Annotated in this window: 8 protein-coding genes; 6 read left to right on the top strand and 2 right to left on the bottom strand. The window is 66.9% G+C overall.

Annotated elements, in window-relative coordinates; all coding sequences use genetic code 11:
• A complete protein-coding gene (locus tag ACYDAT_RS10130) occupies positions 1 to 2286 on the bottom strand; it encodes an NADP-dependent malic enzyme (RefSeq protein ID WP_461439295.1) in 2286 nt (761 codons plus the stop codon).
• 99 nt (positions 2287 to 2385) lie between these two features.
• Complete coding sequence (locus ACYDAT_RS10125; protein ID WP_461449906.1) at positions 2386 to 3663, bottom strand: tyrosine/phenylalanine carboxypeptidase domain-containing protein; 1278 nt, start codon at positions 3661 to 3663, stop codon at positions 2386 to 2388.
• Positions 3664 to 3946: 283 nt separating this feature from the next.
• Between ACYDAT_RS10125 and ACYDAT_RS10120 the strand changes: the two genes are divergently transcribed.
• From ACYDAT_RS10120 to ACYDAT_RS10095, 6 genes are all read left to right on the top strand, one after another.
• On the top strand, positions 3947 to 4387 hold the full coding sequence (locus ACYDAT_RS10120) for a hypothetical protein (protein ID WP_461449904.1): 441 nt from the start codon (positions 3947 to 3949) through the stop codon (positions 4385 to 4387).
• Positions 4388 to 4539: 152 nt separating this feature from the next.
• Entirely contained in the window at positions 4540 to 5727 is a 1188-nt protein-coding gene (locus tag ACYDAT_RS10115) for an efflux RND transporter periplasmic adaptor subunit (protein ID WP_461439298.1), read from the top strand.
• A gap of 19 nt (positions 5728 to 5746) precedes the next feature.
• Positions 5747 to 8959, top strand: coding sequence for an efflux RND transporter permease subunit (locus ACYDAT_RS10110; protein WP_461440979.1), 3213 nt, complete (start codon positions 5747 to 5749; stop codon positions 8957 to 8959).
• Positions 8956 to 12078 carry an efflux RND transporter permease subunit gene (locus ACYDAT_RS10105; RefSeq protein ID WP_461439299.1) on the top strand — a complete coding sequence of 1041 codons (3123 nt, stop codon included), beginning with the start codon at positions 8956 to 8958 and terminating at the stop codon, positions 12076 to 12078. The genes ACYDAT_RS10110 and ACYDAT_RS10105 overlap by 4 nt, the downstream gene beginning before the upstream one ends.
• Before the next feature lie 215 nt (positions 12079 to 12293).
• Positions 12294 to 12644, top strand: a complete 351-nt coding sequence (locus ACYDAT_RS10100; RefSeq protein ID WP_461439300.1) for a DUF3147 family protein — start codon at positions 12294 to 12296, stop codon at positions 12642 to 12644.
• Between the two features lie 254 nt (positions 12645 to 12898).
• Positions 12899 to 13088, top strand: a 190-nt coding sequence (locus ACYDAT_RS10095; protein ID WP_461449902.1) for a hypothetical protein, incomplete at its 3' end; no start/stop codon positions are given.

The raw sequence follows: 13088 nt of genomic DNA, 5'->3' as shown, positions 1-13088 counted from the left end.
TCAACCTTTGGCCGCGGCGCGGATCTGCGCCTCGACGCAGGCGATCGCGGTCATGTTGACCACGCGCCGCACCGTGGAGGCCGGCGTCAGGATATGCACCGGCCGTGACAAGCCCATCAGGATCGGCCCGATCACCACGCCATCGGTCATGCTGCGCACCAGATTGAAGCTGATGTTGGCGCTTTCCAGATCCGGCAGCACGAATACATTGGCCGGGCCCTTGAGATTGGAATTCGGAAACAGGCGCTCGCGGATCTCGGGGTTGAGCGCGGTGTCGGCCTGCATCTCGCCCTCGACCTCGAGCCGCGGCACGTGCGCGCGGATCAGCTCCAGCGCGCGGCGCATCTTCAGCGCGCCCTGCGTATTGCGGCTGCCGAAGTTGGACACCGACAGCAGCGCGATGCGCGGGGTGATGCCGAACAGCTTCAGGCGCAAGGACGCCTGCAGGGTCGCCTCGGCGATCTGCTCGGCGCTGGGGTTTTCCTGCACGTGCGTATCCAGGAAAAACGTCAGGCCCTTGTCGTTGGCCACCGCGCTCATCGCCGCGAGCGCACTGATGCCTGGGTCCAGCGGCAGCACTTCAAGCAAGTGTTCGAGCTTCTTCTGGAAACGGCCAACCATGCCGCAAATCATCGCGTCCGCTTCGCCGCGCGCCAGCATCAGCGCCCCGATCAGCGTACCGCGCGAACGCACCAGCGATTTGGCCAGCGCCGGGGTGACGCCACGGCGCTCAGCCAGTTGATGGTATTGCTGCCAGTAATCGTTGAAACGCGGATCGGAGTGGATATTGACCAGCTCGAAATCGCGCCCCGGCTGCAGATTCAGGCCAATGCGCTCGATGCGCCTGGTGATCACCTCGGGGCGACCGAGCAGAACCGGTCGCGCCAAGCCCTCCTCGACCACGGTCTGCACCGCGCGCAGGATGGTTTCCTCCTCGCCCTCGGTGTACACCACGCGCTTGGGCTCGGCCTTGGCGCGCGCGAACACCGGCTTCATCGCCCAGCCGGTGCGGAACACGAAACTGCTCAGGCGCTCGCGGTACGCGGCCATGTCCTCGATCGGGCGCGTGGCCACGCCGGAATCCATCGCCGCCTGCGCCACCGCCGTCGCCAGCTCGACCAGCAGGCGCGGATCGAACGGCGTCGGAATGATGTAGTCGGGGCCGAAATGCGGCGCCTTGCCACCGTAGGCACGCGCGGCCACATCGCTGGCCTCGCGCCGCGCCAGCTTGGCGATGGCGCGCACGCAGGCAACCTTCATCGCCTCGTTGATGGTGCTGGCGCTGACGTCCAGCGCGCCGCGAAAAATGTACGGAAAGCACAGCGCGTTGTTGACTTGGTTGGGAAAGTCCGAGCGCCCGGTGGCGATGATGCAATCCGGGCGCACCGCGCGCGCCGCGTCGGGCTGGATCTCGGGCGTGGGGTTGGCCAGCGCCAGCACGATCGGCCGCGCCGCCATGCTGGCGACCATTTCCGGCCTGAGCACGCCGCCAGCGGACACGCCGAGGAAAACATCGGCGCCAACGACGATTTCGGCCAACGTGCGCGCCGCGGTGTCGCGTGCGTAGCGCGCGCCCTGCGGATCCAGATCGGGGCGACCCTGGTACAGCACGCCATTCTTGTCGCTGACCAGAATGTGTTCGGGTTTGACGCCGAGGTTGACCAGCATGTCCAGGCAGGCGATGCCGGCGGCGCCGGCGCCCGAGGCCGCCACGCGCACGTTGGCGATGTCCTTGCCGACCACCAGCAGGGCGTTGAGCACCGCCGCGCCGACGATGATCGAGGTGCCGTGCTGATCGTCGTGGAATACCGGGATGCGCATGCGCTCGCGCAGCTTGCGCTCGACGATGAAACACTCCGGCGCCTTGATGTCCTCCAGGTTGATGCCGCCGAAGGTCGGCTCCAGGCTGGCGATGATCTCGACCAGCTTGTCCGGATCGCGCTCGTCGATCTCGATGTCGAACACGTCGATGCCGGCGAATTTCTGGAACAGCACGGCCTTGCCTTCCATCACCGGCTTGGCCGCCAGCGGACCGATCGCGCCCAGGCCCAGCACCGCGGTGCCGTTGCTGATCACCGCCACCAGATTGCCGCGCGCGGTCAGCGTGGCGGCGCTGGTGGGATCGTCCACGATCGCTTCGCACACCGCCGCCACGCCCGGTGAATAGGCCAGACCGAGGTCGCGTTGGGTCAGCAGCGACTTGGTGGAGGTGACCCTGATCTTGCCGGCTGGCGCCTGGCGGTGGTACTCCAGCGCGGCCTGTTTCAGTTCGTCGGATAGGCTCATGTGGGGCGCGGCCATGGCGCCGCGACGCGAAAAACAATCGTGCATTCTACAAGCGCGGCACGCGCGCCGAACGCTGCACAGCAGCAGCCGCGAGGCGATTCAGCCGGCAGCCGGCTCGCGCCAGCTGGCAGCGCTGACCTCGCCCATGGGAATGCGGTTGACGAACAGCGAGAACGCCAGGCTGCCTGCCAGCCCCTGCATGCCTGCGATCCACGGCGGCAGGTAGCGCGGCTCGGCGATGAAGCCGGTATCGAACCATGGCTCGAAATCGAGCGCGTCGCGCAGCGCCATCTTGCCGGCGAACAGGCGCCGCAGCAGGCTCAGTCGGCGCCCGCGCAGCGCCCAGCGGAAAAACGTGTGCACGCTGAGCAGGCCGTGCAGGTACACGGTGTCCTTGGCGAAGGCATGACCGCCCGTCAGCGGCACACCGCGGAAGATGCGCGCGGTGGAGCTGTAGCTGTCGGCGGCATCGTGACCCTGATCGAGGAAAAAGCGGAACACCTCGATGAAATCGGCGCCGGCCAGAGCCCGTTCAATGCCGAGGATGCGCAAGCTGATGCGCTTGAGGCGCGCCAGATCCATGCCGCCAGAGATCAGCTCGGCGTATACCGCCAGACCTTCCTGGGTCGCGGTGACGTGCGGACTGGTGCGCGCCAGCGAACCCAGCGCCGGCTGCAACATGCCATTGCGGGCCGTCAGCGTATGCACAAAAGCTTCATGCGCCAGCAACTGGTGACGGTCGTAGGCGCTGAAGCGCGAGCCGCTGCGCAAGCGAATGCGGCTGGCGCCGGCGGCGGCCTTGGCGGCGAGTTCCTCATCCAGTTCGACCGCCACCACGCCGGCGCCGAAGAACGCATCCAGCGCCACGCGCAGCTCGGCCTGCAGCGTGGCGGCGTCGATATCGTGCGCCGCGACCGTGTCTTCCAGCACGCCGCCCAGTTCGGCGGCCACCGCGACAAACTCGCGCGCCGCCGCGGCGCTGCTCAGCGCGGTGCCGGGAATCACATCCTGTGGACTGCCGTAAAGCTGCGCCGACAGCGCGCCGGCGGCGGGTGTGCCCACCGCCTCCAGCATCAACGTGGCGCTGCGCCATGCGCTGGCGGCACGCTGCAAATAGCCACCCAGCGGATGCGCGTGCGGAATCGCGGCGAGGATCGCATCCAGCTCGGCGCGCGCGGCGGACAAATCCGGCGGACGATAATCCGGCTGTGGCATGCGCAGGCGTCCGGCAGCGTGCGCGGCCAGAAAAGGCGCGGCTTGGGCGGGCGCAAGCGCCACCGTGCGCAGGATGCGCACACCACGCACCGCGGCGGTCAGGCGCTGATCCAGCACAGCGATGCGCTGCAAGTCGGGCGCAGCAGGCGACACGGCAACCATGGTGCGATTGTAGGCCCGCGCGCGGCGCATGGCGCAGCGCAGCATCGCGCTGCGGTGGCAACGGCGCAACGAACCGTTACATCCCGACACGCCCAGCATCCAGAGCGCACGCGCCGCGCACCTACAGTGCAGTTGTCGACCTGCGTGCGCGCAGCCGCAGCGACGCGGGGCGGATGCCGCAGGCGCCCACAACGCACCGCACCCGCGAAAGTGCCAAGAGAGCGCCTTCTCAACAATCAACTCGCCACGCCGCAACTGCCGGCGCCTGCATCCGGAGTTCCCCATGTCTTGCACGACACGCATTATCCCAGCCACCGGCAACGTCGCGGGAATTGATCCGCGCAACTTCGCGCGCGGCCTCGGTATCGGCCTGCGCCATCTCGCCGAATACGCCAACGTCGCACCGGAGACCCCGGCGCTGAAGCCGCTCGATGCGCGCCTGCAGCGCTACATGCGCGATGCGCGCGCCGTGCTCGATTGCGCCACGCGCCTCGGTGGCGGTCGCGCCGCCGCGCGTGACTGGTTCCGGCACATGCCGCTGACAGTGTTCGCCTACCGCACCGCCGAGGAGATGGTGTCCGAGGGTCGCGTCGGCGAGCTGTTGCGGTACCTCGCCGGCGTCGAGTGCTGGGACACGCGCGCAGCGCTGCCCACGCGCGATGCCGACGCTGCGTTCGCCATTTCCACGCAAGCAAGGCGCGACGACAATCCGTCCATGGCTTGAGCGGATCTGCGCGTATTCACAATGCCTGCGCGCAAGTTTGCAATTGGCTTGCGACGCGGCATGACTGATGGCAGGGCCGCGCACGCGCAGGCGGCACGGCCCTACACTTGTCCGGATCAAGCTCGCACCCATGCCCCATCCCAGGAAGCGCCATGTCACGCTGGAAAATCGTCGCGATTATCGTGGTCGTGCTGGTGGTCGCCATCATTGGCTATCGCATCGTGCGTCGCCCCACCGGTTCCCAGCGCGGCATGGGCGAAGATGCACCGATCCCGGTCACCGTGGTGCCGGCCACGCGTGAAAACGTGCCGGTGTACCTGACCGCGCTGGGTACGGTCAGTGCGCTGAACACGGTCACCGTGGTGCCGCAAGTCACCGGACAACTGGTTTCGGTCGACTTCAAGGAAGGCAAGGAGATCAAGAAGGGCGACGTGATCGCGCAAATCGACCCACGCACCTACCAGGCCGCCGTGGAACAGGCGCAAGGCAAGCTGGCGCAGGATCAGGCACTGCTGAGCGCGGCGAGGTATCTGGCATCCAGCTACGAGAACCTGGGCAAGAAACAATACGTCGCCGCGCAAACCCTGCAGGCGCAGGAACAGACCGTGCGTCAGTATCAGGCCGCCGTATTGGCCGACAAGGCCGCACTGGACAGCGCGCGGGTACAACTGGGTTACACCACTATCCGCGCGCCGATCGACGGCGTGGCCGGACTGCGTCTGGTGGACGTCGGCAACGTAGTCGGCCCGACCACCAGCGGCGGCATCGTGGTGCTGACCCAGATCCACCCGATCAGTGTGCTGTTCAACCTGCCGCAACAGAACATCGAAGCCGTGCGTGATGGCATGACCAAGGGCGCGCTACAGGTCGCGGCGCTGGATCGCAGCAGCAACAAGGTGATCGCCACCGGTACGCTCAAGGTGATCAGCAACCAGATCAATACCAGCACCTCGACGTTCCAGCTCAAGGCCGAGTTCGCCAACCCCACCGATACGCTGTGGCCGGGGCAGTTCGTCAACGTGCGCCTGCAACTGGGCACGCTGCACGACGCGCTGGTGGTGCCGGCGCAGGCAGTGCAGCGCGGTCCCGATGGTGACTACGTATTCGCGGTGCAGCCCGACAAGACGGTGAAGATGCAGCCGGTGACCACCGGCGGCGAAGCCGGCGCCAGCCAGACCCTGATCAGCAAGGGCCTCAGCGCCGGTGTGCGCGTGGTCACCGAAGGCCAGTTCCGACTCAAGCAGGACAGCAAGGTGATCCCGCTGGCGCCCGGCGAGGAACCGCCGATGCCCAAGACCACCGCGGCCGGCGCGCGCAGCGGTCGCGGCCACCATGGCTGAGGCAGAGCCAAACGCGGGCGTGGGCATCTCGACGCTGTTCATCCGCCGGCCCATCGCCACCTCGCTGTTGATGGTGGCGCTGCTGCTGTTCGGCATCTTCGGTTATCGCACCTTGCCGGTGGCGGCGCTACCCAACGTCGAGGCGCCCAGCCTGCAGGTGACCACGCAGTACCCGGGCGCCAGCCCATCGACCATGGCGCGCCTGGTGACCACGCCGCTGGAGCGTCAGTTCGGGCAGATTTCCGGCCTGACCATGATGAGCTCGAACAGCTCGCAGGGGCTGTCGGTGATCAGCCTGCAGTTCACCCAGAGCCGCGATATCGCCAATGCCGAGCAGGACGTGCAGGCCGCGATCAACGCCGCGCGCGGCACGCTGCCGGCGGCGCTGCCCTACCCACCGGTGTACAACGCGGTCAATCCGGCCGACGCGCCGATCCTCACTCTGGCACTGACTTCCAACACCCTGCCGGTGCGCGAGGTGACCAATTACGCCGACAGCATCCTCGCGCAGAAGCTGGCGCAGATCTCGGGCGTGGGCCTGGTCAGCGTCGAGGGCAACATCAAGCCGGCGGTACGCATCCAGGTCAATCCCGCGGCACTGGCCAACCTCGGCCTCACCCTGGAAGACGTGCGCAGCGCCATCACCCAGGCCAACGTCAACGCGCCTCTTGGCAATCTCAACGGCAGCACGCAGAGCTTCACCATCGGCGCCAACGACCAGTTGCCCGACGCCGCCGCCTACCAGAACCTGATCATCAGCTACGTCAACGATGCGCCGGTGCGGCTCAGTGAAGTCGCCAGCGTGGTCAACGGCGTCGAGAACGACCAGGTCGCCGCATGGGCCAATGGCAAATCGGCGGTGCTGCTGGACATCCGCCGCCAGCCCAGCGCCAACATCGTGGAAACGGTGGCGGCGATCCGCGCCGAGCTGCCGACACTGCGCGCGCTACTGCCGGCCGGAGTCAACCTCGGCATCTTCGCCGACCGCACCATCACCATCCGCGCCTCGGTGGCCGACGTCGAGTTCACCCTGCTGCTGGCCATCGTGCTGGTGGTGATGGTGATCTTCGTGTTCCTGCGCCGACTGTGGGCCACGGTGATTCCCAGCGTGGCGGTGCCGCTGTCGCTGATCGGTACCTTCGGCGTGATGGCCTTCGCCGGATTCTCGCTGGACAACCTCTCCCTGATGGCGCTGACCGTGGCCACTGGCTTCGTGGTCGACGATGCCATCGTGATGATCGAGAACATCGTGCGCTACATCGAGCAGGGCAAGCAGCCGCGCGAGGCCGCCGAGATCGGCGCCAGGGAAATCGGCTTCACCATCATCTCGTTGACGGTGTCGCTGATCGCGGTGTTCCTGCCGCTGCTGCTGATGCCGGGCGTGACCGGGCGCCTGTTCCACGAGTTCGCCTGGGTGCTGACGATCGCGGTGGCGCTGTCGGCGGTGATCTCGCTGACGCTCACGCCGATGCTGTGCGCGTATCTGCTCAAGCCCGGCGCGCTGCCACTGCAGCACGCCGCCGATGGCGGGCCGCGCGGTTTCTTCGCGCGCATGCTCGGCGCCTACGAGCGCAGCCTGGATTGGGTATTCGAGCACCAGCGCACGCTCATGGTCATCTTCGCGCTCAGCGTCGTGGTGACGGTGTACCTGTACATCGTCATCCCCAAGAGCCTGTTGCCCGAGCAGGATACCGGCCTGATCACCGGCGTGGTGCAAGCCGACCCGAGCATCGCGTTTCCGTCCATGGAACGGCGCATGCAGGCGGTGATGGCGGCGGTGCGCCGCGATCCCGAGGTGGCTGGCGTGGCCGGATTCGTCGGCATCGGCGATACCAACCCCACGCTCAACCAGGGCCAGGTCAGCATCGTGCTGACGCCGCGCGCGGAGCGCTCCAGCCTCGCCAGCATCGTCGCGCGCCTGCAGCGCAGCGCCGCCGGCGTGCCCGGCGTGGCGCTGTATCTCAAGCCGGTGCAGGACGTGACCCTGGATACGCGCGTGGCCGCCACGCAATACCAGTACGTGCTGCGCTCGCTGGACGCCACGGCGCTGGACCAGTACGCCACGCGCATGTCCGCGGCCTTCCACAAACTGCCCGAGCTGGCCGATGTGGACAGCAATCTCGCCGATCGCGGTCGCGAGCTGGATTTGCAGATCGACCGCGCCAACGCCAGCCGTCTGGGCGTGCCGATCCAGACCATCAACGACACGCTTTACGATGCCTTCGGCCAGCGCCAGATCTCGACCATCTTCACCGAGCTCAACCAGTACCGCGTGATCCTCGAGGTGGCGCCGCAGTTCCGCAACGTCACCTCCCTGCTCGATCAGCTCACCGTGCGCAGCAACGGCAGCGGCGCGCTGACCGGCAGCAACGCCACCAGCTTCGGTCAGGCCGTTTCCAGCAATACTTCCACCGCCACCGGCATCGGCCTCAGCAACACCGGCATCAACATTGGTGGCGGCGACACCGTGCCGCTGAGCGTGCTGGTGCGCGCCAGGGAAACCACGGCGCCGCTGGTGGTCAGCCATCTCGACCAGATGCCGGCGGTGGTGCTGTCGTTCAATCTCGCGGCGGGCTATTCGCTGTCGCAGGCGGTGGATGCGATCAACCGCGTGCAGCAGCAGATGCAATTGCCGGATTCGATCCGCGCCGGGTTCATCGGCTCGGCGGCCGAATTCTCGTCCTCGCTCAGTCAGGAGGTGCTGCTGATCCTGGCGGCGATCCTGGTGATCTACATCGTGCTGGGCGTGCTTTACGAGAGCTACATCCACCCGCTGACGATCCTGTCCACGCTGCCCTCGGCCGGCGTCGGCGCATTGCTGTCGCTGATGCTGTTCGGTCTGCCGCTGTCGATCGACGGCATCATCGGCATCATCCTGCTGATGGGCATCGTCAAGAAGAACGCCATCATGATGGTGGACTTCGCCATCGTCGCGCAGCGCGATGGCATGACGCCGCAACACGCCATCCGCCGCGCCGCGCTGCTGCGCTTCCGCCCGATCATGATGACTACCGCGGCGGCGCTGCTGGGCGCGCTGCCGCTGGCGCTGGGCACCGGCATCGGCGCCGAGCTGCGGCGCCCGCTGGGCATCAGTATCGTCGGCGGTCTGCTGCTGTCGCAGATGGTCACGCTGTACACCACGCCGGTGATTTATCTGTACCTCGAACGCTTCGCGGCATGGCTGCGCGCGCACGGCGTGCGCCGCGTCAACGTGGACGGCAGCGTGGCATGAACATCTCGGCGCCCTTCATCAAACGCCCGGTCGGCACTTCGCTGCTGGCCGCCGGCGTGCTGGTGATCGGCATGATCTGCTACTTCCTGCTGGGCGTGGCGCCGCTGCCCAACCTCGAATTTCCGGCGATCTTCGTGCAGGCCAGCGTGCCTGGCGCCGACGCACGCAACATGGCCAACACCGTGGCCGCGCCGCTGGAGCGGCATCTCGGCCAGATCAGCGGCATCGACACGCTGAATTCGTTCAGTTCGGAAGGTTCCAGCTTCATCGTCATGCTGTTCAACGTCGGCACCAACGTCGACAACAAGGCGCGCGACGTGCAGGCGGCGATCAATGCTGCCGCACCGGATCTGCCCAGTAGCCTGCGCGTGCCGCCGATCTACCGCAAGGCCAACCCCAACAACGCGCCAGTGCTGATCCTGGCGCTGACCGGCACCACGCAGCCACTGTCGCAGCTTTACAACTACGCCGACACCACGCTATCGCCACGCATCTCGCAGATTCCAGGCGTGGCGCAGGTGGACATCAACGGCGGCGCCACGCCGGCGGTGCGCGTGGATCTGAACCTGCGCGCCATGGCCGCCATGGGCCTGACCGGCGACCAGGTGCGCAACGCGCTGGTCGCGGCCAACGTGATCGAGCCGATGGGCTATCTGTCCGACGGCGACACCCAGTTGGCGATCAACGCCAACACGTCGATGACCCAGCCCGATCAGTTCGCCAATGCCATCGTCGCGGTGCGCGACGGCGTGCCGGTGCGGCTCAAGGACATCGCGCACGTCTACTCGGGCCAGCAGGACCAGTACCAGGCGGCCTGGTACAACGGCCAGCGCGCGATCCTGCTGATGATCCGCAAGCAGGCCGACGCCAACGTCATCGCCATCGTTGACAAGGTGCGCGCGCTGCTGCCGCAACTCACCCCGGACTTGCCCGCCGGGGTCAAGCTGACGCCGTTTTTCGACCGCACGCCGACCATCCGCGCCTCGGTGAACGAGGTGCAGATCACCCTGCTGATCAGCCTCGGTCTGGTGATCATGGTCATGCTGCTGTTCCTGCGCCGCTGGGCGCCGACGCTGATCGCCGCGCTGGCCGCGCCGTTGTCGGTGACCGGTGCGTTCATCGTCATGTACCTGCTCGGCTATACGCTGGACAACTTCTCGCTGATGGCGCTGGTGATCGCGATCGGTTTCGTCGTCGACGATGCCATCGTGGTGATCGAGAACATCCACCGCCATCTGGAGAAAGGCCTGCGCCCGATGGACGCCGCGCTGGCCGGCACGCGCGAGGTCGGCTTCACCGTGGTCTCGATCACCGTGTCGCTGGTGGCGGTGTTCGCGCCGCTGCTGTTCATGACCGGCTTCTTCGGCATGCTGTTCCGCGAGTTTTCGGTGACGCTGGTGGCGGCGATCCTGATCTCGGCCATGGTGTCGCTGACGTTGACGCCCTCGCTGTGCGGACAGTTTCTGCGCGCGCACCCGCCGCGGTCCGACACCTCGCGCCTGGGACGCAAGCTGGAGGCTTTCCACGAGGGCCTGCGCGCACGCTACGCCAAGGCGCTGGACTGGGCGCTGCGCCATCCGCGCCTGCTGGCCGCGCAGGTACCGCTGCTGCTGCTGCTCACCATCGCGCTGATGGTGGTGATCCCGAAGAGCTTCTTCCCGCAGCAGGACACCGGCGCCATCCAGGGTTCCACGCAAGCTGGCGCCGACATCTCACCCGAGGTGATGATGCAACTGCAGCAGCGCGTGGCGAAAATCGTGCAGGACAATCCCAACGTGGCCAGCGTCGGCTCGCGCCTCGGCAGTTGGCACGGCAGCGGCAATACCGGCACCTTGCTGATCAACCTCAAGCCGCTGGGCGATGGCCGTAGCCAGACCACCGAGCAGGTCATGAACCAACTGCGTCTGGCCACCGCGCGCGTGCCCGGCATCTCGGTGTTTCTGCGTCCGGTGCAGGACATCGGCGGTCCCGGCGGCGGCAACAGCAAAACCCTGTACAGCTACAACCTCAAGGGCGACAACTACGCCGAACTGGAAGCGTGGACGCCGAAACTGGCCGCGGCGATGCGCAAGTCGAAGATCTTCACCGATGTCAGCACCAGCCTCGACGGCGCGGGCCTGCGCGAGACGCTGGATATCAACCGCAATACCGCCGCGCGCCTCGGCATCGGCATCGGCGCCATCGATGGCGCGCTGTACGACGCCTTCGGCCAACGCCAGATCAGCACCATCTACACCGACATGAACCAATATCAAGTCGTGCTCAATGCCATGCCGTCGATGGCGGCCACGCCCGAGTCGATCAAGCGCCTGTATGTGCAAAGCAGTTCCGGCGGCATGGTGCCGATCACCGCCGTGGCCACGCTCAAACCCGGCCTGGCACCCACCGAGGTCGACCACGAGGGCCAGTTCCCGGTGGTCAGCGTCAGCTTCAATCTCGCTCCCAACGTGGCTATGAGTGCCGGTTATGCGGCGATCAACCAGTTGATGAAGAACCTGCGCCTGCCCGGCGACATCCATGGCGGCTTCGGCGGCGATTTCCGCCGCTTCACCGAACAGCAGAACAGCACCCCACTGCTGCTGCTGGGCGCGCTGCTGGCGGTGTACATCGTGCTCGGCATGCTCTACGAAAATCTCATCCACCCGATCACGATTCTTTCCACCCTGCCCGCCGCCGGCTTCGGCGCCATGCTGGCGCTGCTGATCACCAACACCGAACTGTCGGTCGTCTCGATCATCGCCATCGTGCTGCTGATCGGCATCGTCAAGAAGAACGCCATCATGATGGTGGACTTCGCGCTCGCCGCCGAGCGTGAACGCGGCCTGGCACCGATCGATGCCATCCGCGAGGCTTGCCTGGTGCGCTTCCGCCCGATCATGATGACCACCATGGTGGCCATGCTTTCGGCGCTGCCGCTAGCGATCGGCTTCGGCGCCGGCGCCGAGTTGCGCCGCCCGCTGGGCATCGCCCTGGTCGGCGGTCTGCTGTTCTCGCAGGCGCTGACCCTGCTCAGCACCCCGGCGATCTATCTGCTGTTCGACCGTACCAGCCAGCGCCGCCGCGCACGCCGCGCCGCGCGTCGTGCCGCGCATGCGAGCAAGCAGGCGCTGGCATCCTGAGTGCCCGAGCCATGACACGGCATGGCGCGCAACCTCTTCCATCTGGGGCATGCAACGCTCACCCGTCCCGGGCTTGATCGGCACGATCGCCGGGCACAGCATGCGCCATGGCTTCCTGGGATCGTCAGCGCATCACCAATCCCGCCCGGCAGCGCCGCGTGCGCGTTGCGGCGCCAATGCTGGCTCACGTCGCACCGTCACACTAAGCTGCGCGCATGCTGCAATACGCTCTCAAGGTGCTGCTGACCGCAGTGGTGATCGTGGCGATTTCCGCGATCGCCAGGCGCAGCAGTTTCTGGGCCGCGCTGCTGGCTTCCTTGCCGCTGACCTCGCTGCTGGCCTTCATCTGGCTGTACCTGGAAACCGGCGACCGCGCGCGCGTGGCGGCGCTCTCGAGTGGCGTGTTCTGGCTGGTGCTGCCCTCGCTGCCGCTGTTTCTGCTGCTGCCGGCACTGCTGCGCGCGGGCTGGAATTTCTGGCTGGCGCTGCTCGCCGCCGCGGCGCTGGCGGTGGCGTCGTACGGGCTGATGCTGTGGCTGCTGGGGAAACTGGGCGTGCAGCTTTGAGCGCGCACGGTCGGTCGTGGCGCACATCGGGCCGGGTCGGCGCTGACGTGATGGTTTTGTCTGTTGAGCAATGCGAAGGGGAGTCTTCCCGATGGGGAAGCCACGCGCGCGGCAGCAGCCGGGCGGAACAGGGGAACCTCGCGATACCCAGCTTACGAGCCGTCGTTCACGCGCGACGCGCGTATGCGTGCACGAAGGATCGCGGCGCCAAAAGTGCGCAATCGATGGGTGCGTGTTTGCCATAATCCCAGCACATGAATCTGCCGCGCCCCTTCGTCGCCCTTGCCCTGCTGTTGTTCGCGCCGTTGACGCTGGCCGTGACGCAGAACGCGCCGCCCGGCGATGCCGCGCGCAAGCAGCAGGAGGCCACGGCCAACGCCAAGCTTGATCGGGTCAAGCGGCAAATCGTTGCGCTGGCCGCGGCGCAGAAGCAAACCGCCACGC

Source organism: Metallibacterium sp., assembly GCF_054637675.1.
The sequence above is the reverse complement of the archived record's forward strand: the minus strand, read 5'-3'. Positions and strand labels throughout refer to the sequence as shown.